At 71.5% G+C, this 25860-nt stretch carries 17 protein-coding genes; 10 read left to right on the forward strand and 7 right to left on the reverse strand.

The annotated features are described in order from the left end of the window. Positions 1-224: 224 nt before the first annotated feature. The gene (locus WME98_RS30615; RefSeq protein ID WP_437945254.1) at positions 225-545 is read right to left on the reverse strand and encodes a hypothetical protein; all 321 of its coding nucleotides are present in this window, start codon (positions 543-545) and stop codon (positions 225-227) included. Positions 546-912: 367 nt separating this feature from the next. Here WME98_RS30615 and WME98_RS30620 point away from each other — a divergent pair, with 367 nt between their 5' ends. Beyond that, positions 913-1863, forward strand: coding sequence for an NADPH-dependent F420 reductase (locus WME98_RS30620; RefSeq protein ID WP_437945255.1), 951 nt, complete (start codon positions 913-915; stop codon positions 1861-1863). Between the two features lie 732 nt (positions 1864-2595). After that, the gene (locus WME98_RS30625) at positions 2596-5538 is read left to right on the forward strand and encodes an SBBP repeat-containing protein (RefSeq protein WP_437945256.1); all 2943 of its coding nucleotides are present in this window, start codon (positions 2596-2598) and stop codon (positions 5536-5538) included. A gap of 72 nt (positions 5539-5610) precedes the next feature. Here WME98_RS30625 and WME98_RS30630 read toward each other — a convergent pair whose 3' ends face one another. After that, positions 5611-7299, reverse strand: a complete 1689-nt coding sequence (locus WME98_RS30630) for a right-handed parallel beta-helix repeat-containing protein (RefSeq protein WP_437945257.1) — start codon at positions 7297-7299, stop codon at positions 5611-5613. Between the two features lie 914 nt (positions 7300-8213). On the opposite strand from WME98_RS30630, the gene WME98_RS30635 reads away from it, so the two are divergent. Beyond that, a complete protein-coding gene (locus WME98_RS30635; protein ID WP_437945258.1) occupies positions 8214-8972 on the forward strand; it encodes an alpha/beta hydrolase family protein in 759 nt (252 codons plus the stop codon). A 222-nt stretch (positions 8973-9194) separates the two neighbouring features. Here WME98_RS30635 and WME98_RS30640 read toward each other — a convergent pair whose 3' ends face one another. Further along, positions 9195-10451: a TIGR02270 family protein gene (locus tag WME98_RS30640; RefSeq protein WP_437945259.1), complete on the reverse strand. Its 1257-nt coding sequence runs from the start codon at positions 10449-10451 to the stop codon at positions 9195-9197. 151 nt (positions 10452-10602) lie between these two features. Beyond that, the gene (locus WME98_RS30645; protein ID WP_437945260.1) at positions 10603-12765 is read right to left on the reverse strand and encodes a type VI secretion system Vgr family protein; all 2163 of its coding nucleotides are present in this window, start codon (positions 12763-12765) and stop codon (positions 10603-10605) included. 139 nt (positions 12766-12904) lie between these two features. Between WME98_RS30645 and WME98_RS30650 the strand changes: the two genes are divergently transcribed. Genes WME98_RS30650 through WME98_RS30665 form a run of 4 tightly spaced genes read left to right on the forward strand, consistent with a single transcriptional unit; the run spans position 12905 to position 17110 of the window. Further along, positions 12905-13927, forward strand: a complete 1023-nt coding sequence (locus tag WME98_RS30650; protein WP_437945261.1) for a DUF2169 family type VI secretion system accessory protein — start codon at positions 12905-12907, stop codon at positions 13925-13927. Continuing rightward, entirely contained in the window at positions 13924-15024 is a 1101-nt protein-coding gene (locus WME98_RS30655; protein WP_437945262.1) for a 3-oxoacyl-ACP synthase, read from the forward strand. The genes WME98_RS30650 and WME98_RS30655 overlap by 4 nt, the downstream gene beginning before the upstream one ends. Beyond that, entirely contained in the window at positions 15021-16346 is a 1326-nt protein-coding gene (locus WME98_RS30660; protein ID WP_437945263.1) for a PAAR-like domain-containing protein, read from the forward strand. Before WME98_RS30655 ends, WME98_RS30660 begins: the two co-directional genes overlap by 4 nt. A 2-nt stretch (positions 16347-16348) precedes the next feature. Next, entirely contained in the window at positions 16349-17110 is a 762-nt protein-coding gene (locus tag WME98_RS30665) for a hypothetical protein (protein WP_437945264.1), read from the forward strand. 21 nt (positions 17111-17131) lie between these two features. On the opposite strand, the gene lon is transcribed toward WME98_RS30665, so the two are convergent. Continuing rightward, on the reverse strand, positions 17132-19543 hold the full coding sequence (gene lon / locus WME98_RS30670) for an endopeptidase La (RefSeq protein ID WP_437945265.1): 2412 nt from the start codon (positions 19541-19543) through the stop codon (positions 17132-17134). A 118-nt stretch (positions 19544-19661) separates the two neighbouring features. Between lon and WME98_RS30675 the strand changes: the two genes are divergently transcribed. Both WME98_RS30675 and WME98_RS30680 read left to right on the forward strand, forming a co-directional pair. Further along, on the forward strand, positions 19662-20642 hold the full coding sequence (locus WME98_RS30675) for a lysophospholipase (RefSeq protein WP_437945266.1): 981 nt from the start codon (positions 19662-19664) through the stop codon (positions 20640-20642). A gap of 16 nt (positions 20643-20658) precedes the next feature. Beyond that, positions 20659-21045, forward strand: a complete 387-nt coding sequence (locus WME98_RS30680; RefSeq protein WP_437945267.1) for an NFACT RNA binding domain-containing protein — start codon at positions 20659-20661, stop codon at positions 21043-21045. 91 nt (positions 21046-21136) lie between these two features. Here the strand turns inward: WME98_RS30680 and WME98_RS30685 are convergent, their stop codons facing one another. Next, on the reverse strand, positions 21137-21604 hold the full coding sequence (locus WME98_RS30685) for a hypothetical protein (RefSeq protein ID WP_437945268.1): 468 nt from the start codon (positions 21602-21604) through the stop codon (positions 21137-21139). 85 nt (positions 21605-21689) lie between these two features. After that, entirely contained in the window at positions 21690-22475 is a 786-nt protein-coding gene (locus WME98_RS30690; protein WP_437945269.1) for an RNA polymerase sigma factor, read from the reverse strand. Between the two features lie 927 nt (positions 22476-23402). On the opposite strand from WME98_RS30690, the gene WME98_RS30695 reads away from it, so the two are divergent. Continuing rightward, a complete protein-coding gene (locus tag WME98_RS30695; RefSeq protein WP_437945270.1) occupies positions 23403-25769 on the forward strand; it encodes a LamG-like jellyroll fold domain-containing protein in 2367 nt (788 codons plus the stop codon). Positions 25770-25860: the final 91 nt, after the last annotated feature.

Genomic DNA, 25860 nt, shown 5'->3' on the forward strand with positions numbered 1-25860 from the left:
GCGTCGTCCCGAGGCGAGGGCGATGCGCAGCTCCGCGGCTGAGGGACGTCTTGGGCATGCCCGGAAGGCATGGTGGGGTGGGGATTGCCGGGGCAGCGCCGGCAGGTATCCACGGCGCGTCGAGCTCACCTGGAGCGCGAGCGCGCCGGAGCTACCAGGGCGCTACCCCGGCGTCGCGAGATCGGCGCGGGCACGGCCGCGGCCGCTGGGGTCGGGAGGCGCTGTCAGCAACTCCCGCAGACGACGCTCCCGTCACAGTTCGCCAGATCGCCGCTGCAGTACCCGCGGCCCCACGAGCTGTGATGCCAGGAGCCGTCTCGCTTCCTGCAATACGCGTGGGCCACCAGCACGGAGCCATCCGAGTACTCCGCGATCGTCACGTCGACGCACGACGCAAGGAACGAGTAGGACGTCAGCGCTTCCGACGACGTCCCAAGGAGCTCTTGCTCGCCCTCGAGCTCCGCCGGATCGTCGATGTCGACGAAGGTCCTCGCGATCTCGGAGGACTCGCCGTCGTCCGACTCGGCCGCGCAAGCAGGCAGCATGAGGGCCGCGCCAGCAATCAAAGCTCCGCCAACACCAAACCGCATGAAGTTCATTGCTTTCCTCGCCTTTCACGGTTCCGGGCGACCCGGAGGTCGCCACACCTGCACCACGGAATGCCGGGATGTCGCCCCGACGCGCAGACGCGCCGCGCGCCGCGAACGACGTCCATCCACCGAGGGCCACAGGAGTCCGGAGCTGGAGCGGCTCGGCCGCCTCGCCCCGCCCTCCCAGCGCCCTCGAACGGATGACCAGCTATCCACATTCGTCATTCGAGGCTCACGCGAGCGCTCGAGCGACAGGGCACGCGTGAGCTACGCAAACGACCGCGACGCTCCGCCGAACCCGGGGACGAGCTTGAAGGACTCCGTGGCGGAGCGCATCCGGCGATGCGCCTTGTTCATGCATCTTCACGTATGCTTTACACACTTCAATGTCGCCACACATCGTTGGCACGAGGTAGGAGACAACCGCCATCGGATGCCGCTCGCCGCCCCTGGCTTCGATCGTGCAAGGTCCGGGCGCCTGCGAATCGAGCCCTCTCTGGCGGCGTCGGACGAACGGCTACGTATTTCAGACAAAAGGTCATGGTCGCGCGCCGCGCCGACTCCAAGAATGGAGGCCCGGCCCCCGCACGAGAGCGAGAGGCGGGTCCGGAGCGATCGCTCGCTCGAAGGGAGCGTGGATGTGAAAATCGGCGTGATCGGCACAGGGAACATGGGACGTACGTTCGGCCTGCTCTGGGCGTCCAGCGGGCACGACGTTCTCTTCGGCTCGAGGGACCGCGCCAAGGCCGAGGCGGTCGCCGCAGGACACGAGCGGGCGCGCGCGGGTGACTTCGACGACGCGGCTGCGTTCGGCGACGTGATCCTCTACACGGTGCGCGGCGCCTTTCCGTCGACGCTCCTGCGCGCCCCGCAGGCGCTGGCCGGAAAGGTCGTGATCGACTGCAACAACCGCGACTTCGACGCCCGCGTCGATCGCCCGACGCCGGAGGCCTCGCTGGCCGAGCGGCTCGCCGCGGACGTGCCGCAGGCGAAGATCGTCACGGCGTTCCAGACGATCCCCCACGTGGTCGCCGAGCTCGGGCGCGACAAGCTCGCCCCGCAGCGCATCTCCGTCTTCTTATGCTCGGACGACGCGGCGGCAAAGGCCATCGTGAAGGGGCTCGCCGATGAGCTGGGCTTTGTGGGCATCGACAGCGGCGAGCTCAAACGCGCCCGGCTCCTCGAGGCCGTGGGGGATTTCATTCGGCTCCACATCGGCGCCAGGGGCCATGGTCTCTTCACGTCGCTCACCATCCAGCCCGTGCATAGGTGAGCGATCTCGCCGGCGAGGTGGGTCATTCCGCTCCCGTCCTCGCTCGACGCCAACGACAGGTAGTTCCCCAAGTGGCGGGACCGCTGTCACGCTCGACGCTTTCACCCCGTAACCATCGCGCGCGGGCGCGCTCAGCAGAGCCTGCGGGCGCTGGCGAGCCGCAAAGCTCCGGCAGCGGGTCGACGCGAGCGGCGGGCCCGGCGCTCTCCCCAAATCCCGGATGAAGCGACGGATCGCGGCGGTTCGCCCCCGCGGAACAGGACCGACAGGAGAACGGTCGATGGCGAGCGGTCGCCGGAGAGGGGGCCCGCGATGGAGCCCGCGTCCCTGGATGAAGCGCCGCGTCCCTGGGTGACGAGCGCGCTGCCGCGTGTGCCCCCTGCGCGGAGGCGGAACGATCCCGTCCTTGGAGCGGCGCTCACCTGCGCGCGCTACGGGCCCGGCCGAGGAGCTGGCCTGCGGCCAGGCGGTGCAGATCTGAAGCTTGAAAGGTCTGGCACTCTCGTTGCTTGTGGCCCCCGCGAGAATCGAAGCGCGATGAGGGGCTGTCCGGGAGCTCTGAGCTTTCGGTGACGAGGAGCGCGCGCTCGTCGAGGACCGGCGGCGTCGAGGCCGGGCTCGCGGCCCCCTGGCGGCTGGATGGTTCGGAGGGACCCGACAAAGAGAATGAAACATCGGTTTCTCCCAGCCTCAGGCCATTTCGAGTCGACATCATTCCTGCGAGGTTCGAGCATGAAACGATTTCATGGTGAGACGCTCTCCGTGTGCATCCTGGCAGCAGGCGTCGCCGCTTGCAGCGGCTCGACCGGCGATCCTCTGCCGGTGGGCTCGGCGAGGGGCCCCCAGCCCGACCAGGCTGCGCCGATCTCCTCCGAGGACGACGGCGCCGGAGCGGAGGGGGAGGATCCCGCGCCCGGCGGAGCGCTGAACGACGATACGAGCGCGACCGAGGAGGAGCTGAGGCCCAAGGAGGACGACTCCCCCCTGTCCACCCTCCCGTTCGACCCGATGGGGGGAGATCGCGCGAAAGGCCGCCCGCTCCCCTTGCAGAACGTGACCTGCCCGAGCTTCGAGGGATTGACGTGGCATGACGAGACGCCCACGGCCGGCGCGGACCTCGGGAACGCGGTCGCCGCGTCCTGCGATGCCGTCTACCAGGTCGGGTCCACCACCGGGGCCATCTCGGGCGAGGTGAACAGCGGCGGGAGCGACGCCTTCGTCCGCAAGGTCGGTCAGGACGGGAACCTCGTGTGGGGCGCGCAGATCGGCACGTCGGCGAGCGACCAGGCGACGGGCGTCGCCGTCTCCTCGGCCCAGTGCCCCGCGAGCGGCAACGCGTCGCTCTACGTGGTCGGCCACACCAGCGGCGCGATCGAGGCCGGCCAGCACAAGGGATCTTCGGACGCCTTCCTCGTCAAGCTGAACGCAAACGGGACCGAGGCCTGGCGGCGCCAGCTCGGTACGGCTGCGGTGGATCAAGCGTGGTCCGTGGCCCACGCGCCTGACGGCAGCGTCTACGTGGTGGGCTCCACGGGCGGGAATCTCGCCGGGGTGAGCCCGCCGCCGACGAGCGGCACCACGTCGCTGTTCGTGGCGAAGTACTCGCCGAGCGGCGATCTGGTCTGGACCAGGCAGCTCGGCGTGAACAACAAGACGACCATCGCGCGCAGCGTCTCCGTCGGCGCCGATGGGCAGATCTACGTCGCCGGTTACACCACCGCCGCGCTGGCGGGCCAACCGTACGCGGGCGGCAGCGCTGACGCGTTTGTCGCCCGCTACAGCGACAGCGGTGCTCTGGGCGGGGTGGCCCTCCTCGGCACGAACCTCCAGGACCAGGCGTTCAGCCTGACCACCGCGGTGGAGGCGGGGCAGACCGTCGTCTACGTCTCCGGCACGACGAACGGGAACTTCCCTTCGTATACGTCTTCGACGACGTATGACGCCTTCCTCGCCAAGCTGGACGCGAGCCTCACCACGCAGTGGATCCGGCAGACGACGGCGAGCGAGAACGTCTCCGCGACGTCGGTGGCCGTCGTCGGTGGCTCCGTCGTGTTGACCGGCCAGACCGCCCGCGACCTCGACTCCGACGCGCCCCTCGGGAGCGCGGACATGTACCTGCGCGAGTACAGCGCGGCGGGGGCACACCTACGCACCGAGTACATCGGCACGAACGCGATGGAGGCGGGACAAGGCGTCGCCGTCGATCCGAGGGGCAACGTCTTCCTGACGGGCAGGACGGACGCGCCGTTCTGCGGTCACTCCTTCGGCGGCGGTGGCAGCGACGCCCTCCTCGTCAAGGTCATGAAGGGGTGCCGCGTGGACACCCCGGAGCCGTCCTGCAAGCCCGCCACGTGCAACGGAGACCCCCATTACGTCAGCTTCGATCGTGTCGCCTTCGACTTCCAGGGGGAGGGCGACTTCGTGCTGGCGACCAGCATGGCCACGCCCGATCTGGAGATCCAGATCCGGCAGTGCCCCGTGTCGCCGGGCGTCTCGACCGGCCGGGCCGTGGGCGCGCGCATCGCGGGCGACCTCGTGGAGTATCATGCGAACGGCGCGCTCTACGTGAACGGGCAGCCGACGACGGTGCCGTCGAGCGGCGCGCTCGCGCTCGCCGGCGGCGGGAGCGTCTACGCGTCCGCGAGCGGCAGGACCGTGCTGGCCTGGCCGACGGGAGAGCGGCTGGCGATGCGTCCAAGGAGCTATTCCCTCGGCCTGTACCTGGACACGCTCTTCCTCGTCCCGCCGGCCAGCGTGGGCAAGATGGTCGGCCTCTTCGGGAACGCCGATGACGACCCCACCAACGAGTTCATGATGGCCCGGGACGGCAGCGCGCTGAGCAGCGCGCTGACGTTCTTCGAGATGTACCAGGACACGAACAGCTACACGGACGTCTGGCGGGTGGGCGCCGCCCCGGGCGACGTCGCGCTCATCCAGCAGGGCACCCCGTGCGGCGGTCCGGCCGGTCCCGGGCAGCCGGTGTGGCTCAACGACCTGACCCCCGCGCAGAGGGCCGCGGGCGAGCTGGCCTGCGCCGGCATCACCGACGAGGTGATCAAGCGGACGTGCATCCTCGACGTGGGCCTCACCGGCGACGCGAGCTTCGCGCACTCGGCCGAGGAGGCCGCGACGGATCTCGCGAGCCACGGGCAGGGCGGGCCGGTCATCGACAGCCCCCGCAGCGTCTACTTCAACAACTTCACCGGATCCATCGGCCCGGAGTGGGAGTCGATCGTCACCAGCGTCACTCCGCTCGGAGACCGCACCTTCCTGGGGCAGTTCGGCAACGAGACGGCGCACCTGACGCTGGACGAGCTCGCCCCCCACACCGAGCTGACCGTGAGCTTCGACCTCTACCTCATCAACGCCTGGGACGGCGATGGGCCCTTGGGTCCCAGCGTCTGGACCGCCTCCGCGGACGGCGTCGAGCTGCTCAGCGAGACCTTCTCCAACACCCTGAGCTCCCAGAGCTATCCGCTGGACGGGAGCCTGGCCGGGTCGGGCGCGCGCGAGGTGAACACCCTCGCTTATCCGTACGGCGACTCTGTATACCGCATGAAGCTGGTCTTCCCGCACTCCGCGCCCGACCTCGCGCTCGACCTGTCCGCGACCGGGCTGACCGGCCTGTTCGACGAGGGCTGGGGCGTGACCAACATCGAGGTCCAGGGGCGCTGACGCCGTCGACCCCTGCCGAAGAGCTTCAGGGAACGACGTGCCAGTAGCCGAGCTGTCGAGGGGCCTGCCGGATCAGGACCTCGACTGCCGGCAGCCCTCGCGTCGCGCCGTCCTCCGATCGCGGAAGCGCGCTGCGAACGCCGAGGCGAGCGCGAGGAACGCGAACCCGCCCGACCCGGCGGTGGCGTCCTCGGAAGCGACGGCGCACGCGCAACCCGCCGCGGAGCTCTCGTCTTCCGAGGTCCCTGCGCCTCCGGCGCGGCCTGCCGATTCGCCGCCGGCGCCGCCGGTCTCCGGGGAGCCGCCGACACCCGGCGCGCCACCCTGACCAGCGCCACCCGCCGCGCCCGTTCCACCGCTGGTGCCGACCGTGCCACCGGACCCGTCGCCACCGCTTCCCTGGGCCGCCGTGCCGCCGCCAGCGGCGCCCGAGCCGCCGGCGGCGCCGCCGCCCGTCCCTCCGGTCGGCTCGGCGCCGAACTCGTAAGCGCCGAGGTCCGGCGCCGATCCGACGAACGGGAGCCCCACGTCCGTGCCTTCGTCGATCAAGGCGCTCTCGGCCGTGAGCTTCATGAACGCGCACGCGGAGGGGATGCGGCCGTCGGCCTCGCGGGGGCCGGTGCAACCGGCGTCGGACGTGCTCTCGAAGGCCGCGCTCGCCTCCGTGATGTTCAGGTCCCACGAGTTGAACGCGGTGTCGACGCCCCCCATGTTCGAGTTCTTGTTCGGGAAGCCGATGTTGTTCCGCATCTTGTGCGCGAGCGCTCCGGTCAAGATGATCGTCTGGCTGCTGTCGTCGGGCGGGCTCGCCAGCATGTTGTATTGGGTTCCATTCTTGTATGCCGTGTTGTTGAGCCAGGTATTGCCGCCCGACGAATGGTTCGCGTAGAAGCCCGCGGCCTTGTTCTTCCAGGCCACGTTGTTCTGCACGATGTGCCGGATGCCCGTCTTGCTGCTGCCGACCTTGAACCCGTTGCCGTTGCCCTCGCTGCCCCGACCGTTCGACATGGCGAAGCTGCCCTCGGTGATGACCGGCACCTCCTGCGAGATGTAGTCGTAGCCGTCGTCCGAGTTGTTCCAGGCGCGGCACCCCCGGATGATCGTGCTGGGGCCCGTCGTTTGGTAATGGACGCCGAAGCCGTCCCCGTTCTGGCCGTCGCCCTGGCTGCCGTTCTGGTCGTAGTTGTCGTGCGAATCGCAGTTGAGGACCAGGTTGCCGCCGTTGCCTTTGTCGATGAACAGGCCGGACCCGAAGCCATGATGGAGGTCGAGCAGCTCGAAGATGTTGTCGCTGGAGCCCTTGGTGCGGAGCAGCGAGTACGAGTGATCGCCGCTCCTGCCCACCTTGGCGTTGCCGATCTCGAGCCCTCGAAGGTGCATCCAGCTCCCGGTCACCAGGACCACCGGCACGTCGACGGCCGGGTTGCTGGTGACATACCTCGACGCGTCGAGCACCGGCTTCTCACCCGGGTAGGCCCAGATCTTGGTGCGGCTCGTCTCCGAGGTGCCGCTCCTCGAGAGGACGAGCTGGGTCGTGATGGTGTAGGTGCCGCCGCGCACCCAGATGGTGTCGCCGGCGGCGGCGGCGCTGTTCGCCTTGGTGAGGGTGGCGAACGGCTCGTCCTTGGTCCCGCGGTTGGAGTCGCTGCCGTCCGGGGCCACATAGTGCTCCGCGGCGCGCGCGTATCCGGCCGCCAGCAGCACGAAGAGGCCCGCGGTCGTCGAGGTCGCCGCCAAAGACTGCTTTCGATTCATGATCATCGGTGTAGCCTCGCGAGAGAGTGGAGTCGCCGACGAGAAGCGTCCGATTTCATTGCCAGTTGTTCGCGTCTCGTTCGAGCGGCTATGTCAGGTTCGTGAACGGCCCGGTGCAGTATCGCGGATCGCCGAGCGTGGTTCCGGGGGCGCGGCGACGGAGATCGGGAGCGCATCGTCCCTCTCTCCCCGTGCACTGGAGCGCTCTCGATCAATCACGGGTCGCTCGACTTTGTGATCGAGGACACGAAGAGTTTCCCTCAGATGGTAAGTTTACGTCGAGAGAGGGCGCCACGGCTCCTTCCCACCCGGTCGTGGGCTCCTGAGGGGCTCGCCTGTGCGGGCGGCTCGGCGAGCGCCGCTTGCGCGCGCCGGGCGCGGTGGGCTGGCGAGCGGGGCGACCACGGCTGCCCGAGGCGACGGATCGGTCTCGGCGAGCTCCCCAGGTCCGGGGCTTGACGATTGGAATTGACATCGGAAATGTGAACGCTCACAATGTCCGCAAAAGTCATCCTTTTGCTTGCTCGATCTGACATGGAGTCGCTATGAATACCAAATCGACTTGGGCTTTCACCTGGGCCGCGCTGGGCATGATTCTCGGCGCTTGCAGCGGCTCGAGTGACGACGGCAACGCTGGGGGAAGCGGCGGAGCCGCGGCGGGCACAGGAGGGGGCGCGAGCAGCTCGAGCGGCGAGCAGGCGAGCTCCACCGGAGGGCCTCAGCCTGCGGGCTCGGGCGGCTCACAGAGCACGGCCGGAGGGGCTGAGCCCTCCGGCTCGGGCGCCGCAGGTGGAGGCGCGCCCGCCGGCGGCGGCGGCGACATGACGGGCGGGGACGGAGGCTCGGGCGGCGTCTTCACCGGCACGTGCACCGAGTCACGACCGGCCGATCGAAGGGTGTCGGGGAGCGGCCCTCATCAGGTGGTCGTCGAGACGAACCCGGACCCCGGCATCAACGAGGGCACCATCTTCCGTCCGGCGGATCTCGGTGGGGGCGCCAAGTATCCGATCTTCGTCTGGGGGCAGGGCGGATGTTCGCGAGACGGGCTCTCGACTGAAGCGGCCATGGCCGAAATTGCCTCGCATGGTTACTTCGTGGTGGCGGACGGGACACCGGGAGGCAAGGAGCCCAACCGCGATCTCGGGGGCGGAGGCGACGTGCTGCTCGCCTACGTCGACTGGGTCATCGCCGAGAACGAGAAGCCTTGCAGCGCCTACTACAAGAGCATCGAGACCACGAAGGTCGCCGCGAACGGCTTCTCCTGCGGTGGCTTGATGGCGGCGGGGACCGCCGCAGATCCCAGGATGACGACCTGGGGACACACGAGCAGCGGCACTTTCTCGCCAGATCCGGCCTTCTACAACTCGATTCACACGCCCGTGTTGATCGTCACCGGCACCGCGGATAGCCTGGGCGCGCACGAGAACGGCGCGAGAGACTTCCAGAACATCTCCGCCTTGGGCGATATCCCGGTCATGATGTTCGCCAAGGTCGGCGCGGACCATGGCGGCGATCTGTGGGCTCGGAACGGCGGCGAGTTCACCCAGGTCAACCTGGCGTGGCTCAACTGGTGGCTCAAGGGCGACGAGACGGCCACCGGCAAGGGCGCGCTCGTCGGCGCGAGCTGCCGCTTCTGCAGCGACAGAAGCTGGAATATCTCGTCTGCCAATCTGCCCTAGCGTCGCTCGGTCTCGAACCGCCTTGCTCCGAGGAGCAGATCAGGGCGGTCTGAACGACAAATAGGGACCGCAGGCGGTGGCGTGAGGGGTAGCGCTCAAATTTGCCTGGGGAGAATTCACATGAAGGCGGGAAGGCAGGAAGATCATTGATCTTTTCTTCCCGCCTTCCCGCCTTCATGTTCAATTTTGAGCACTGCCCGTGAAGGCGCCCGTCGGATCGAGCTAACCGCGTCGCTCGAGCGCCTCTTGCTGCGCGAAGCCCGGCCCCCGCACCTCGAACACCGCCCGCCCTCGCTCCCGCAAGCTCAGCTCCACCGCCGCGGCCCCGCGCGCGATCTGGTGGCCCTCCCGCAGCGCGTGCTCCAGCCCCTCGCGCGTCATCGCCCGGCCGAGCAGGTACCGCGTCCCCGGCCGGTACTCCGCCGCGCGACGGCGCCACCAGGCCGAGACGCCCGCGACGTCGGGAAAGGGAAGATCCCCGTCCGGATCCATCGCCACGTCATGATCGCTCGGGTCGTCCGTCGGCCCCGCGCGGAGCCCGCTCGGCGCCCGTTGCGCGAGCTGCTCCGCCGCCAGATCGAGCCCCGTGATCAGCGAGATCGCCTGACCCGAGAGGCGCGCGAGGGCCGGATCCCCCGCGACCTCCAGGAGCCACGGCACGGCCGCCGGGTCGCCCAGCGCCCACGCCGCCGAAACCGGCACCCGCGGGTCGCGCGCCGACCGCTCCAGCTTGCGCAGCCAGGTGGACGCGACCGCCGGGGCCATCCGCCGCATCGCCATGCTCGCGGACTCGGCCGCGAACGGCCCGCCTCCGTTCGCGAGCTCCCAGAGCACCAGCGCGGACGCGCCCTCGCCGAGCAGCGCCGCCGACCACGCCGCCCAGAAGCGGCACGCCTCGGCGTCGGAGCGGAGCGACGCGCGCACGTCGGGGAGCAGGTCGACCCGCCCGAGCTGCCCGGCGGCCCGCAGCGCCCGCGCGCGCAGCCGCGGGTCGCGCGCGAGCAGCGCGTAGCCGAGCGGCGCGCCGGGGTCCTCGCCGTGCGCCGCGCACGCCGCGATCCCGAGCCATTGCAGCGCCGGCGGGCACCGGCCCGAGAGGAGCCCGGGCAGGAGGCGCCGCACGCGCTCGAGCGGCGTCCACCCGAGCGCCGACGCGATGCCCCGCGACACGTCCGGCGCCCCGCCGCCCACGTCGAGGACCCGCGCGAGCCCCCGCAGGTCCCAGCGATGCACCGCCACGATCGCCGCGCCGAACACCTCGCCCCCCTCGGCCTGCTGGAGCAGCGCGCGGCACGCCTCCCAGCCGGCGTCCCCCGCCAGCCTGAGCCCGTCGAGGTGCGCCTCCAGCCGATCGTCGAGCTCGGCCAGGTCCTCGAGGCCGTAGGCCGCGCTCCGGGCGGCGCGATCCCGGAGGAGCCACAGGAACGCCGCCTGGTCGGCGTGCTCCTCGCACAGCGAGGCTTGCAGGGTCGCGCTCATCCCCTCTCGCCCGCGCGCTCCGTCGCTCTGCGCCGAGCCGCCCCGGATCCGGTGCCGGATCCGGTGCACGCCGCCGCTCCGCCCCCGCTCGCTCGCCTCGCCATGCGCCCTCCTCCGCTCGATCCATCCGTGGCCTCGATCGGACTCGCCGTCAGTTCATCCCGATCTTGCCGCCCTTGACGCTCACGTTGCCCGAGGCTTGCACGCTCACGTCGCCGCCGGACTTCACCGCGAGCTTCTGCCCTTCCACTTGGATCGGGCCGTCGGCCTTCACGACGAGCTGCTTTCCCTGCAGCACGACTTCGCCGCTCTGCTTGATCAGGATCTGCGCGTCGCCGACCTGGATGGTGAGCGCTTTGCCCACGATGACGGCCTTGTTCTCGCCGATCTCGTCCCGCGCGCTCTTGCTGACCGTGACGGTCATGTCCTTGCCGACCGTGATGGCGTAGGCCTCGTCCACGCTCACCGACTTGCTCTTGCCGACGGTCTCGTCGCTCGCCTCGCCGACGGATTCGGTCTTGCTCTTGCCGATCGAGATCGTCGCCGACGCGCCGATCGAGACGCTCTGGCCGCCGCCCACGTCGATCGACTGGTCCTTGCCGACCGACTCGGCGTGGCTGCCCGACACCGCGACCGTCCGGTCGCCGCCGACGTCGAGGCGCTCGTCCTGCCCGATGCTCTCCGTGTGCGTCTTCGTGACCTCGATGGCCTTGTGGCCGCCGACGACCTCGCGCTGATCGTTGTCCACGCGCTTGGTCCGGTCGCGGGCGACGTGGAGCGCCTCGTCGCGGCCGACGTCCTGGGTCCTGTCGTTGCGAACGACGGTGTTCCAGTCCTTCTGGGCGTGGAGGAAGACCTCCTCGGAGCCCTTCCGGTCCTCGAAGCGGAGCTCGTTGTAGCCCTCGCCGCCGGACGAGCTGTTCGATTTGAGGGCGCTCTTCGTCTTCTCGGCGGGCAGCGCGTACGGCGGCACGTTGGCGCCGTGGTAGACGCTGCCGACCACGAGCGGGCGATCCGGGTCGCCCTCGATGAAATCGACCACGACCTCGTGGCCGATGCGCGGCAGGACGACCGCGCCCCACGCGCTGCCGGCCCACACCTGGCTGACCCGGATCCAGCACGAGCTGCGCTCGTCCCGCTTGCCCTGCCGGTCCCAGTGGAACTGCACCTTGATGCGCCCGTGCTCGTCCGTGTAGATCTCCTCGCCCGCGGGGCCGGTCACGATCGCGGTCTGGACGCCCTTGATCGAGGGCTTCTGCGTGACGAGCGGCGGGCGGAACGGGACGCCGGCGGGGATGGCCTGGAACCGCGTTTCACAGGGCGGCTTGCCCTCGTTCACCACGGATTCCATGGCGGGCTCGTGGCCGCTGTGCTCGACGCGGACGAGGAGATAAGCCTGGTTCACGTCGTCGCGCGGGTGCTCGGCGAGCGAGAACGTGCGGCCGGCGAGCATGCGCGGGCAAGCGGCCTCGCCCTCGGCGATGCGGCGCCTCGCCGCGAGCTCCTCCAGGCGGACGCGCGCGCGCTCGCGCCCCGCGCCCGGCGCGTCGTAATCGCCGGGGTGGTCGTAGATCTCGAGATCGTCGTCGCGCTCGCCCTGCTCGGAGCTCTCCAGCGAGAGCGCCGGCTTCTTGAAATTGTAATCGCGCAGCGTGACCTTGCCGGGCTGGACCTGCTCGGCGTAGCGGAAGCGGGAGACGTGCTCGCCGCTGATGAGCGCGCCGAGCGGCGGGCGGAACACGAGCGCCGCCTCGCCGTCGATCGGGGGGTGGGCCGAGGGGTCGTCGCAGAGCACGAGCTTGTGCGCGTCCGCGTCGTGATCGAACCAGTAGGCGATGCCCTCTTCCTCCATCAGCCGGCAGGCAAATGCCCAGTCGGTCTCGCGGTACTGCACGCAATACTCGCGGGGCGCGTAGCGCCCCCGGAGCGCGAAGCGGCAGTCGCCCGGGGCGACGCCGGCGGCCTCGAAGACCTTCTTCAGGATGTCGGGGACCGCGAGCTCCTGGAAGATGCGGCTGTCGCGCCGGTGGAGCAGGCGAAAGACGTCGGGCACCAGCACGGCCCTGTAGGTGGTGAGCTTCTTCCCCTCTTCGCCGAGCTCGAAATGGGCGATGATCCCGTGGACGCGGCGGACGTCCTCGCCGACCCGGAAGCCGAGCGACGCGCGCTTCCCGACCGCGGCGCCGAGGGCGAGATCGCCGGCGAGGCTCACGAGCGTGATATCGAACCGGAAGAGCTCGGAGATCGCCTCCTGCCCCTCGAAATGGACGACCCGGAGATCTCCGCCGACCCCTTCGATCTGGAATGTGTGCACGGATCCCGCTCCTCCCGAGAGGCGAGCGCACGGGAGCGCGCGCGCGAGCTCGCCCCGATACTACATGCTCCGCGCCGGGCGGTGTCGAGCGGCTTGTCGCGGGCCAGCGAGTCTGAAACCATCCTCGCCCACCGGCCGGATGCCCGCCCTCGACAACCTCACCCCGCTCGCGGCGGCCGATTTCCCCTCGCTCACGCGCGACGGCGTGGAATGCCTCGTCGTCGTCGCCGCCGGCAGCTTCGCCCTGCCGGCGCCGGGGCGGCCCGCCGCGGGGCCGCTGCGCCTCTGCGACGAGCAGCCCGCGCCGCGCGCGGCCGACGCGTACTGGGGCGAGCCCGGGGCGTCGAGCCTTCGCTATGAATCGGAGGCCGCGTACACGCGCCCGATGACGGACGTGCTGCTCCACGGCCACGCGTGGACCGCCGGCGGGCGGCGGGCGACCACGGCCTCGGTCGCGGTCCGGGTGGGCCGGGTCGAGAAGCGGGCGCTGGTCTTCGGCGCGCGCGTCTGGCAGCGGGGCAGGGCGGGGCTCTCCCCCTCGAGCCCGGAGCCCTTCCGGTCGATGCCGCTCCGCTACGAGCAGAGCTTCGGCGGGGCGGCGGCCGGCGCGTACGACGCGCGCAACCCGGTGGGCATGGGCCTCTATGCGAGCGAGCGCGAGGCGCAGGGCCGCCCCTTGCCGTTCATCGAGGACCCCGACGCGCTCATCGAGGGCTGGTCGGACCGGCCTCCGCCGTGCGGCTTCGGCCCGGTGGCCCGGAGCTGGCAGCCGCGCCTCGGGCTCGCGGGCACGTACGACGCGGCGTGGGTCGAGCGGCGCGCCCCGCTCTGGCCCGCCGATTTCGACGAGCGCTTCTTCCAGGCGGCGCCGCGGCGCCTCGCCGCCTCGCCGCACCTGCGCGGCGGCGAGCCCGTGCTCCTCGACGGCGTCTCGCCGGACGGCCCGATCGCGTTCTCGCTGCCCGTGTGCCGGGTGGTCGCGAAGTGCGCCCTCGGGCGGCGCGTGGAGCGGCGGCTCATGACGCTCGACGCGGTGTACCTGGAGCCGGACGAGCGGCGCGTCTCGCTCGTTTACCGCGCCACGTTCGCGGCCCACGGCGAGCTCGCCGGGCACGAGGTCACCACCGTCCGCCTGCTGGAGCCGTGGGAGAACGCGCCGTGAGCGGCGAGCGCGTCGTGGGCCTCGGGCTGTGCACGCCGATCGGGACGACCGAGGAGATGACGCTCGCGTCGATGCGGGCGGGGCTCGCCCGCTTCGCCGAGGCCGCGGCGCCGGGCGCGGGCGAGCCGGTGCGCGCGTCGCGGCTCGCGACGCTCGATCCGTCGTCCACCCGCACGGAGCGGATGATCGCGCTCGGCCGCGCCGCGCTGGACGGCGTGCGGGAGCGGCTCAAGGCCTCTCCGATGGGGCGGGTGCCGCTTTACCTGGGGCTGCCGGAGCCGTCGCTGGGCGCGCCGGTGGCGCGCGAGTCGCTCCTCGGCGCGCTCCTCGCCGCGCCGCCGGGCCAGGCGGGGGGCGCGCTCGCGCTGGTCGGGGCGTTCGAGGGCGGGCGCGCGGCCTTCTTCGAGGCGCTCTCCGCGGCGATCGGGGACCTGCGCGCGGGCCGGGTCGGCTCCATGGCGGTGGTGGGCGCGGTCGACTCGCTCTGCGACGCGGACTCGCTCGCGGCGCTCTCGGCGGCGCGGCTGCACCTCTCCCCGCAGAACCGCGACGGGCGCATCCCGGGGGAGGCGGCGGGCTTCGTCGTCGTGGCGCGGCCCGGGGCCGCGGCGGGGATGGGCCTCGAGGCGCTGGGCGTCGTGCTGGGCGTCGCGCTCGGGGCCGAGCCCGCGCCGTTCGCGTCGCGGGTGCCGAGCGCGGCCGACGGGCTCACGGGCGTGTTCCGCGCGCTCCGGGGGGACGAGGCGGCGGGGGCGCGGCGCGTGGACGAGGTGATGAGCTGCCAGCCGGGCGAGTCGTTCTGGGCGACGGAGCTCTCGCGCGCGTACCTGCGCAACGCCGCGTGGATGCCGGAGCCGCTCGCGCTGCGCGCGGCGGGCGAGTGGCTGGGCGACGCGGGCGCGGGCGCCGCGCCGGTGATGCTGGCCGCGGCGCTCCACCGGCGGCGGCGGCGGGCGCAGGCGGCGCGCGTGGCGGGGCGGGCGCCGCGCGCGCTCGTGTACGGCAGCGCGGACGGCGCGCGGGGCCGCGGGGGGCGCGTGGGGGCCTGCGTGGTGGAAGCGGCCGTCGGGGGCGCCGGCGGAGGAGAGGGGCGATGAGCAACGTCTTCGCGAACGGCCGGCTGGTCCTGCATCAGGGCGACGGCCTCACGCACGTCGCGGCGCCGCCGGACGTCTGCAAGGTGCCCACGCCGGCCGGCCCGGTGCCCACGCCGTTCGTGAACACGGCGCAGGACGCGATGCTGGCCAAGGGCAGCAAGCAGACGAGCATCGCGGGCAACCCCGTGGCCCTCGCGAGCTCGGAGCTCAGCACGAGCACGGGCGACGAGCCGGGGGCGGCGGGGGGCGTCATCTCGTCGAAGATCAAGGGCAAGCTGACCTGGGGCGGGTCGAGCATGGATGTGAAGGTGGAGGGCAAGGGCGTGGCCCGGTTCCTCGACCCGACCCTGCAGAACGGCAACACGTTCAACACGGCGTTCATCTCGAACGGGCAGACGGGGCTGGCCTATGGCGACGACGCGCCGTGCGGGGTGTGCGAGCAGCCGGTCGGCAACCACCGTGTTCACGAGACGGGCGAGGTGGTGGCGACCCTGCTCGACCTCTTCAAGGAGCTCCGGGACAGGTTCCGCGCGCAGGAGGCGCTCCTGCGCAGGTATCTCGACCTCCTGGAGCAACGGCGGGAGAAGCGGGCCGTGATCGAGCGCAAGATCGATGAGGAGAGCGCGATCTTGGCGCAGCTGGAGGCGGCCGCGGAATCTGCCAAGGCGGCTCTCGACAATGCGCCCAAGGAGAACAAGGCCGAGCTCGGCAAGAAATACAACGACGCCAAAAGGAAGGCCATGGCGAAGGAGGGCGAGATCAAGGCCCTCAGGCGAGAGATGGATGTCGTGACCCAGGCCTTCACGCAGGAGCTCCGCGCGATCAACGACGAGCTCGGGGCGATGCGCCCTGTCCTCGGCGCGAGCGAGGGGACCGCCACGTACACCAAGCCCTATATGGTCGGGGCGTGCATCTGCAAGTGCAACCAGGACCCCAAGATGCTCGCGGCCGCCTCCGGCGAGGTCACGCCCGGCTTCCGCGACGCCGTGGACGCCACCGGGACGTTCACGCTCGTCGACGGCTTCACGCAGAGTGAACGGCAGAAGAGCGCCCTCGAGACGATGAACCGGAATGTCTGGGACTGCGCCGCTCCCAAGCTCCTCCAGGCAGGAGGCGCGGGCGGACACAAGGTCAAGACCATGTCGGAGAAGTGGTACTCGCCCCTCGGCAAGGCCGTCAAGGTCACGTACACGAAGACGAAAGACGGAGAGAGCTCGAGGGGACTGGAGAAGTTCCAGCACGGAGAGTCGGTGCCTTCGTGCGAGACCTGCCAGGAGCTCGTCCCGGAGATGCTCTGTGACAACCACGCGGAGTGTCCCTGATCATGGAAGAGCTCCTCTCGCTGCTCGACCGCTACGCGCCGGGGTACCGCGGCCGGATCCAGGGCGTCTACGGCTGGCGGCTCGACGAGCTCGAGGAGCGCTTCGGCCGCCCTTGCCCGGGCTTCTACCGCTCGTTCGCCCTGGCGATGGGCGCCGAGGGCGGGCCGTTGCTCGACGGCCTCCACGAATACCATCCGACCAAGATCGCAGAGCTCTATGAGCTTGCCCCGTGGATGCCGCCGCGCCGCTTCCTCTACATCCTCGGCGACGCTTCCCCGGACGGGCAGCACTACTTCCTCGATCTCGACGCCCCGTCCGAGGCCGAGGACTGCCAGGTGGTCCGCTTTCCGTTCGGCGAGCAGACGTGGAAGACGCGACTCACCCGGCGGTTCGCGAGCCTCCGGGAGATGCTGTTCGTGCTGGCGATGAGGAATGTCCATCTGCCGACCTTCCCTCACCGCGCCGAGCACCTCTCCGCGGACGGGCCGGCGGGCGCGCCTCCGAGCGCCGAGGACGCGGCCGTGGTCTTCGAGCGGCTGGGGTTCACGCGGCTCCCGTACCCGCGGCGCTGCCTGCTGTTCGAGCGGCAGGACGCGGCCATCCTGCTCTACCGGCGCCCGGACGAGCCGGGCTTCTCCATCCGCGTGGGGATGCGCGACGCCGCGAAGCTGCGGAGCTTCCAGGCGATCATCGAGGATTCGGCCGGGTTGATCGAGTGGCGCGGGGCCGCGTCCGTCAATACCGGCAGCGCCGAGGGCCGCTGAGGCCGTCCCGGAGCGCGCGCCTCAGGACGCCCGCGCGTGCGGCATCTCCTCCGGCGCCTCCAGGCGGATCGGCCGGAGCCGCAGGCAGACCGCGATCGCCTCGTCGAGCGTGCTCACCAGGGTGAACTCCAGCGAGCGACGCACCTCCGCCGGCAGATCGTCGAGATCCGCCTCGTTGTCCGCCGGGATCAGGATCTCGAAGATCCCCGCCCGGTGGGCCCCCAGCACCTTCTCCTTGAGGCCCCCGATCGGCAGGACCGTGCCGCGCAGCGTGATCTCCCCGGTCATCGCGATGTCGCTCCGCACCGGCCTGCCCGACAGGGCGCTCACCAGCGCCACCGCGATCGTCACGCCCGCGCTCGGGCCGTCCTTGGGCACCGCCCCCGCCGGAACGTGGATGTGCACGTCGCGCCGCAGCAGCCGATCGAGCGGCACGCCGAGCTCCGCCGCGTGCGCGCGCGCGTAGCTCAGCGCCGCGCGGCCGCTCTCCTTCATGACCTCGCCGAGCTGCCCCGTCAGGACGAAATCGCCCTTGCCGGGCATCACGCTCGCCTCGACGTGCATGATGTCGCCACCCAGCTGCGTGTAATACATGCCGGTCGCGACGCCCGGCAGATCGTGCTGCAGCCTCCGCTCCAGGCGCATCTTCGCGCGACCGAGCAATTCCTTCACGTCCTCTCCCGCGCTCACCACGGCCCGCTCGATCTCGCCGCCCGCGATCCGGCGCGCGGCCTTTCTCGCCAGGGCGCCGAGCGTCCGTTCGAGCTGACGTACGCCCGCCTCGCGCGTGTAGCCGCTGATGATCTCGCCGAGCGCCGCGCCCGTCACGCGCAGCTGATCCTCGCTCAGCCCGCACTCCCGCCGCTGCCGGGGGAGCAGGTACCTCCGGGCGATCTCGTGCTTCTCCTGCTCCGTGTATCCGGCGAACAGCGCGGTCTCCATCCGGTCGAACAGCGGCGCGGGGATCGTCTCCCGGAAGTTCGCCGTGCAGATGAACAGCACCTCGGACAGGTCGAACGGCAGGCCGAGGTAGTGATCGACGAAGCCCTCGTTCTGCGCCGGATCGAGCACCTCCAGCAGCGCCGCGCCCGGATCGCCCTGGAACGACGCGCCGAGCTTGTCGACCTCGTCGAGGACGATCACGGGGTTCTTCGAGCCCACCCGCTTGATCCCCTGGAGGATGCGGCCCGGCATCGCGCCCACGTAGGTGCGACGATGTCCCCGGATGTCCGCCTCGTCGCGCGCCCCGCCCAGCGAGACGCGGACGTACTTGCGCCCGAGCGCCCGCGCGATCGACTCCGCGATGGACGTCTTGCCGGTCCCGGGCGGACCGAGGAAGAGCAGGATCGGGCCGCGGGAGACCGCGCGGCTCCGCTCGCCCTCGCCCCGCGCCTGCTCGACGCGCAGCTTGCGGACCGCCAGGAACTCGAGCACCCGGTCCTTCACGTCGCCGAGGCCGTGGTGATCCTCGTCGAGGATCGCCCGGGCCCGATCGAGATCGACGTGGTCGTCGGTGCGCTGGCTCCAGGGCAGATCGGCCACCCACTCGAGCCAGGTCATCAGCACCTGCGCCTCGGGCGATGTCTCCCGTCCCATGCGCTTGAGCCGCGAGAGGTCGCGCCGGGCCTCCTGCAGGGCGTCGGCCGGCAGGCCCGCCCGCTGCAGCTTGTGCTCCAGACGTGCCGCGGCGTTCTCGTCGTCCTCCTCGCCGAGCTCCTTCTGGATCGCGCGCAGCTGCTCGCGCAGATAGAGCTCCCGCTGCCGCTCGCCGAGCTCCTCCTCGACGGTCGTCCGGATCTTCTCCTGAGTCTCCACGATCCCGATCTGCCGGTAGAGGTGGAGCGCGAGGCTGCGCATCCGCTCTTCCGTCGAGAGGATCTCGAGCAGCGCCTGCTTCTCGGGGGTCGGGAGGTCCAGGTAGAAGGCGATGTGGTTCACGAGCTCGGCGGGCCCGTACATGCTGCCGACGAACTGCTTGAGCACGTCCTCGGGCGCGCCGCGGTGACGGCCGTACTCGACGGCGCGCTCGCGCACCTCGCGGGCGAGCGCCTCCAGGGCGCTGTCCTCCTCTGGACGGAGGGGTAGATCGGCAAGCTCGATGACCGGGGCGCGGATCACGCCATCGACCTCGGTGTAGCGGGGCGCGGCCGCTCGCCGCTCGCAGTACAGCACGAGCTGGAGGCCTGAGCCGAACCGCTGCACCTGGGTGATGCGGGCGATCACGCCGATCGAGAAGAGGCCGCCCGTGGTGGGCTCCTCGGCGGCGTCCCGCTGGGCGACCGCGAAGATGCGCTTGTCTTCTCCCTCCATCCGGAGGGCGGCCTCCACCGCGCGGAGCGTCTTCAGCCGTCCGACCGTGATGGGCGTCGCTATCCCAGGGAAGAGCACGGTGTCGCGCAACGACAGCACGGGCAACGATCGGCGCTCGGGCATGGCCGCGTCGTCGTGCGAACCTCATGCCACGGAGGACCGTACCGAAAAGTCCTTTCGGCGCGGAAGCATCGAGAATCGTGGTCAGTCGCGCGCGGAGCGGTGGTAGGGTCCTCTCCCGATGCCCGCGGACACCTTCACGTTTCAGGCGGACGACGGTCGAGAGCTCTTCGTGTACCGCTGGCTCCCGGACGACGGGGCGCGCGGCATCTTCCACATCGCCCACGGCATGTCCGAGCACGCGGGCCGCTACGCGCGCCTCGCGCACGCGCTCTCTGCCGCCGGGTGGGCCGTCTACGCGAACGACCACCGCGGCCACGGCAGGACGGCGCGCGAGCGCGGCGAGCTCGGCTTCTTCGCGAGCCAGGGCGGCTTCCAGCGGGTCGTGCGCGATCTCGCGGCGCTCATCGCCCGCGAGCAGGAGGAGCACCCGGGCCTGCCGGTCGTGCTCTTCGGCCACAGCATGGGCTCCTCGCTCGTGCAGGAGTACCTGATCGAGCGCGGCGGCTCGATCCAGGGCGCGGTGCTCTCGGGCTCCTCGGGCAAGCCGAGCCCGCTCGTCGACGTGGGCCGGCTCGTGGCGCGCGCGGAGCGGCGGCGCCTGGGCGAGCGGGGCAAGAGCCAGCTGCTCCAGTCGATGAGCTTCGACAGCTTCAACAAGCTGTTCGCGCCGGCGCGCACGCCCTTCGACTGGCTCTCTCGCGATCGCGCCGAGGTCGACGGGTACATCGCCGATCCCCGCTGCGGCTTCCCCGCGACGGTCTCGCTGTGGATCGACCTGCTCGACGCGATGGTGGACATCGCGCGGCCCGAGCGGCAGGCGCGGATCCCGAAGGATCTGCCGGTCTACGTCTTCTCCGGCTCGCGCGACCCGGTCGGCGGCCCGCTCCGGGGCGTGACGCAGATGATCGAGGCGTACCGCGCCGCCGGCCTCCGCCGGGTGACCCAGCGGATCTACCCCGGCGGGCGCCACGAGATGCTGAACGAGATCAACCGCGAGGAGGTCGTGCGGGACCTGCTCGCGTGGCTCGACGCCGAGGTGAAGACCGAGGCGGCGCCCGCGCGGCCCGCGCGGGCGAGCGCCGGCGCCGCGGCCGGCTGACGGCGGGGGGCTGGGGATGGGCAGCAAGGGGCGGCCGTACCGCACGCTCTCGTTCGACGGCTTCGAGGTGCTCGTCGGCCGCGGCGACGACGACAACGACGCGCTCACCTTCGAGGTCGCCGAGCCGCACGATCTCTGGCTGCACGTGGCCGGCGGCACGCCGGGCAGCCACGTGATCGTGCGCAACCCGGGGCGCGGGGAGGTCCCGCGCGAGGTGGTCGAGCGCGCCGCCGCGGCGGCCGCGTGGTACTCGAAGGCGCGGGGCGCGGCCAAGGTGGAGGTCCACGTCTGCCGCGTCGCCGACGTGAGCAAGCCGCGCGGCGCCCCGGCCGGGCTCGTGCAGCTCGCGCGGTGGAAGAGCGTGCGCGTGCGGCCGGAGATCCCGGGGCGCGAGCCGGGGTGAGCGGGGCGGCGGCGGACCGGCCGCCGCGCGGCGCGGGGCCGGGGCGGCGCGCCGGCCGCCGCCGGCCAGCGCGCCTGCCCCGGACCGCCGATCACAGCTCGCCCGCGAGCACGCACGTGCCGGCCTGGCAGGAGGCGGTGAGGCCGAGACAGGGCCAGACCGCGCACGCCACCTCGCCTTCCACGCACTTGGGCTCGACCTCGCCTGACGGGACGGCGCTGCAGGTGCAGTCCCCGCAATAGCTGGCGAGGAGGCTGCAATCGTCGTCGGTCCGGCACTCCGGCGGCGGGGCGGCCACGCACGCGGGGCTCCCGTTCTGCGCTTCGCAGACGAAGCCGTCCTTGCAGCGGACGCCGGCGCAGGCGTCGCGGCCCTTCACGGGTCCCACGACCGCGGTGGCCTGCGCGGAGAGGGCCGCCGCCTCGCCGAGCTCGAGGTCGTCCGCGGGCGGGGCGCCGCACGCGGGGAGGAGCGCCGCGAGCGCCATCATCGCGGCGAGCGCCGAAAACGAGACGAGATCTCCGTGGGCCGAGCGCAACACTGCCTTCTGAAGAGACATGAGTTCTTCTTCCTTCCTGCGATGAGAGGCGCTCTGCCGCTCCCGCCCCGCGGGGGGCCGGCGCCTCCTCGTTGTCGATGAGGGTTTAGGAGCGATGCTCTACGCGGCTGACATCCGACGCCGACTTCTTCCTGGTCCGCTGCCCCGGCGCGACCCGGCCTGCGGTTCGTGGCGCGCCGTGGGATCGCGCGGAGTCGAGCGATGTCCCGCTGTCGTCGGCCGTTATCGACCTGCGCCGTCCTCCGGGCGCGCTCGGCGCGCGCCGGCCGCCCCCGGCGGCGAGCTCCGCGAGCCGCCGCTTGAGGCGGCTGCTCCAGGCCTGCACCGCGGCGGTGCTCATCCCCGTCCGCGCGCACACCGCGGCGATCGGCTCCTCCTCGATGAGGAGCGCCTCGAAGAGCTCCCGCCCGAGGGGGCTGAGCTCCGCGCGGAGCAGGCCGAGGGGGCGCTCCAGCGCGTCGCGGGCGAGCACCCGTGCCTCCGGATCGTCGTCGGACCGCGCGCCCTCCTCCGGCGCGTCGTCGAGCGGCAGCGCCGCGGCCTCCGGGTGCCGCCGCCAGCGGCGGAGGGCCGCGGCCACGCGCTGGTCGGCGATGAGGCCCACCCAGTTGGCGAGGCTCAGCCCGCGGGCCGGATCCCAGGCGCGGAGCGCCCGGCTGCCGTCGCGGAACAGCTCGACGAACACGTCTTGCACGAGGTCGTCCAGGCGGTCGTCCGCCCCGCCCGCGGAGCGGGCGAAGCGCCGGTGGAGCGCCCGGCCGACGCGCGCGTGGATCACCGGCGTGAGCGCGGCGATCACGGCTCGGAGTGACTGGATCTCTCCGCCGAGCGCGGAGGTGAGAACGGATGTCGTCAGAGGGGTGTCAGGCAAGCAGATCTCCTTGGGGCTGCCGGCGGGGAGCGTCCTCTCCTCTCTCGTCCAGCCGCTCGGAGGCGGTCCTCGCCCGCGCCCGCGCGCGTACGCGCGCAAGGAAGGAAGGCGACATGAGGCGAGAGGCCGAGGAGGCGAACGTGACCCGCGCGACGCCCTGATGCGTCATCGGTGGCTCGAGCGTCCCGCGAGGAGCTCGGGCCCTGTCGTCGTTCGTCGTTCGTCTTTCGTCTTAGCAGCCCGTGTGCCTGAGCCGTCGCCGCGGGCGCGGCGCGCTCTCCCGGGCAGGACGCGCCTTCCGGGCGGGCTCGTGCAACTCTTGCACGACCGGGCCATGTAACTCTTGCCTGATCCCGGTAACTCCTGCATCCGGCGGCTCCCCCGGCCGCGCGCGGCCTCCTGCGCGGGGCGAGCCTCTCGGCGCGCCGCTTGCCGCGCGGGCCGGGCCGCCCGGCCGCCGCCGCGTGGCGCCCACCTCCGCCGCCAGCGCGGCGTCGGCGGACAGATGCCTTCGCGGCGCGACGCCCCGCCCGCGCCCGCCGCGGGCGCTGCCCGGACGATGAATTGATTGCATGAGCCACATGATGGCGATGAGTTGCGAGGGGACCGCTTCGCGGTTAGACATTGGCTCGCCGGACTGGGGATATGTAAAGATGCGTTAACGATGTCAGGTTCTTGCTTCAGCAGCGCTGGAGCATTGAATTGAGCAGCTCCGCTCGCTAAGGAATCGGCCGGTCGTCGGTCGCCTGGAGCGCGAGCTGCCAGGTGGAAGCGCTCGATGCCAGCGCGGTCGTGGTGACTCTTGGAGACCACGGCTCGCGCGAGCGCCAAACCCGAACAGCCCGGTCGAGTCAGACGGACACCCGCTGCAGCGCTCCGCGCTCGGTCGGAGCCCGTGCGGTCAACTTTCACCCAACGAGAACGTCAATGCGGAACCTCTCCTTCGGCTTCGCCCATCCTCTTGCGACCAAAACCAGCGCGGCCGCGGTCCTCGCCCTCATCGCCCTGGGCGCCGCCGCATGCGGAAGCCATGATGTCGGCGAAGGCTCATCCGGTGATGCAGATCTCGCGCTCGATCAGGCCGACGAGCCGATCGGCGCGGCGATCGCGCCGCTCTCGGCGCCCCGGTCGGCGGTCGGCTTCTGGCGGTTCGACGATTGCGACAGCTCGACGACAGAGCTGTCCGACGCCTCGGGCAATGGCGCGACGGCCACCCGCTCGGCCGGAGCGGCCTGCGCGCAGGGCAAGAGCGGCCTCGGGATCTCCTTCGACGACAGCAACGACACCGTCACGATCGCCGACGATCCCCGCTTCACGTTCGGGCAGAACCTCGCGGTCGCGGCGTGGGTCAACCCCACCTCGGTGTCGGGGTCGACGGTGCGGACGATCGCGCAGGAGCGGAACAACAGCGGATCGAGCTTCTCGCTCGTCGTCCAGAGCAACGAGGCGAGGTTCGCCGTCACCCTGGCCAACGGGCGGACGGTCACCGCCCGCGCCCCGATCCGGGCCAACGTGTGGACGCACGTCGCGGGCATCTACGACGGCAACCTCGTGCGGCTCTTCCTCGACGGCGCGCAGGCCGGCCAGGCCAGCGCCACGGGCGCGATCCGCGATATCAACGCGCCCATCCAGATCGGCAACAACCCGCAGCGGCAGCGCTTCGCGGGCCTCATCGACGAGGTCTGGGTCTCCGCCAACCCGCTGACCGACGACGACATCGCCCAGCTCACCTGCATCCGGCACCCCGGCACGGTCGTCGCCACGCCGGAGAGCAGCGGCCCCCCGGGCACGCCTGTGACGTACCAGATCGCGGTCACCAACAACGATGAGGCGGAGTGCAGCCCCCGGAAGTACGGCCTCAACCTCTTCGGCCGGCCGGGGATCCTCTCCACCGTGAGCCCCGGGAGCATCCCCGACGTCGGGCCCGGGAGCACGGCGACGTTCTCGGTCACCGTGACCGGCACCGAGGCCGTGGACCCGGGCGTCTACCAGCTTACGTACGACGTGATCAACCCCGACTCGCCCGATTCCTTCTTCGTCGCGTCAGGGAACCTCACCTACGAGATGATCGCGCCGGCGGGCTGCTTCGTCCGGACGAACCGCGAGATCTTCGTGAAGCACCTCAGCGTTGTCGAAGATCCCATCCGCACCGCGTTCAACGGGCCGGCCGGCGATCCCCGGACGGGCGCGTGGACGTTCGCGCGGCTCATGGAGGACATGGCCCCCACGCCCGCCGACGCGCCGGCCATGGTCGAGCAGATGTTCGATACCTGGCTGACCGATCAGGCCGTGAACGGCTTCACGGTGCCGGCGCGCCCGGCCATTCAACAGGTCGTGTTCGACGAGTGGCCGAGGAGCCCTGACGGGTCGCTCGACCTCCGGCAGGCCCCGCTGATGCTGCTCGGCATCGTCAACAGGATCGACGTGCGGAACCTCGCCGAGGGGCACGCGGGCGAGGGGCGGTTCGTGTTCGGCGTCTTCAGCCAGGGCTTCGCGCAGCAGTTCACCCTCATCCTGGAGTACAAGCTCCCCGCGTCGACCGAGGCCGACGTGCTCGACTGGGCGAACGACTGGCACGCGCTCGGCAGCCTGCCCTTCCCGTCCGAGGAGTACAACGCCGCCCTCCAGGCGATCACCACGCGCTTCGCGGGCCGGAACGCCGCGCCCGGCAGGCCGAACGGGAGCGCGCTCGGGCAGCTCCGCACGAACGAGATCGCGCTCTCGGACCCGTGGGAGCTGCGCGAGTTCGTCCTCTCGTCCGAGACGGGCTTCCTGCGCCCGGCGACGGTCAAGCTGACGCCGGACATCGGCTTCGACGGCTCGGCCACGCTCGCGGCCTACGTGAACCAGAACGAGGCCGCGATCCTCTTGGAGCAGCACACGGTGCCCGACACGTTCCAGGGGAGCCCGTTCCTCGCCGGCTCGTCGTTGAACAACCTCACGGCGTGGATGGCCCCGGGCATCCTCAACAACGAGGCGCGGCACAAGTTCTCGCTCAACACCTGCAACGGGTGCCACGGGGCGGCCGAGACCGGGACGCCGTTCCTGCATGTGAACGTGAGGGCGCCCGGGAACGAGGGGACGCTGTCCGGCTTCATGACCGGCATCGAGGTCCCCGATCCCGTGACCGGCGCGCCGCGCATGCTGAACGACCTCGCGCGCCGCAACCAGGATCTGAAGGCGCTGGTCTGCGCGCCCGTCCCGGGCTTCGCAGCCGCCGCGACCGCGGAGCGGCCCGGCGCGGCCGCGAGCCGCTCGGCGTTCATCCGCCGCGGCATCGGGCGCGTTCACTGATCCGCGACAGCCCGGGCGGGCGCGGCGACTCGGCCGCGCCCGCCGGGGCAACGGCCGCGGGAGAGCCGCCGGAGCCGGGGAGCGCCCCGCG

It is taken from the genome of Sorangium sp. So ce296, from assembly GCF_051529605.1.
In the GTDB taxonomy this organism is placed as follows: Bacteria; Myxococcota_A; Polyangia; order Polyangiales; family Polyangiaceae; genus Sorangium; species Sorangium cellulosum_D.

Bases quoted from the DNA above. Each gene is read 5' to 3' on its own strand.
- WME98_RS30615 (WP_437945254.1), bottom strand. From the start codon at position 545: ATGCTGCCTGCTTGCGCGGCCGAGTCGGACGACGGCGAGTCCTCCGAG.
- WME98_RS30625 (WP_437945256.1), top strand. From the start codon at position 2,596: ATGAAACGATTTCATGGTGAGACGCTCTCCGTGTGCATCCTGGCAGCA.
- WME98_RS30630 (WP_437945257.1), bottom strand. From the start codon at position 7,299: ATGATCATGAATCGAAAGCAGTCTTTGGCGGCGACCTCGACGACCGCG.
- WME98_RS30640 (WP_437945259.1), bottom strand. From the start codon at position 10,451: ATGAGCGCGACCCTGCAAGCCTCGCTGTGCGAGGAGCACGCCGACCAG.
- WME98_RS30650 (WP_437945261.1), top strand. From the start codon at position 12,905: ATGCCCGCCCTCGACAACCTCACCCCGCTCGCGGCGGCCGATTTCCCC.
- WME98_RS30660 (WP_437945263.1), top strand. From the start codon at position 15,021: ATGAGCAACGTCTTCGCGAACGGCCGGCTGGTCCTGCATCAGGGCGAC.
- WME98_RS30665 (WP_437945264.1), top strand. From the start codon at position 16,349: ATGGAAGAGCTCCTCTCGCTGCTCGACCGCTACGCGCCGGGGTACCGC.
- lon (WP_437945265.1), bottom strand. From the start codon at position 19,543: ATGCCCGAGCGCCGATCGTTGCCCGTGCTGTCGTTGCGCGACACCGTG.
- WME98_RS30675 (WP_437945266.1), top strand. From the start codon at position 19,662: ATGCCCGCGGACACCTTCACGTTTCAGGCGGACGACGGTCGAGAGCTC.
- WME98_RS30680 (WP_437945267.1), top strand. From the start codon at position 20,659: ATGGGCAGCAAGGGGCGGCCGTACCGCACGCTCTCGTTCGACGGCTTC.
- WME98_RS30685 (WP_437945268.1), bottom strand. From the start codon at position 21,604: ATGTCTCTTCAGAAGGCAGTGTTGCGCTCGGCCCACGGAGATCTCGTC.
- WME98_RS30695 (WP_437945270.1), top strand. From the start codon at position 23,403: ATGCGGAACCTCTCCTTCGGCTTCGCCCATCCTCTTGCGACCAAAACC.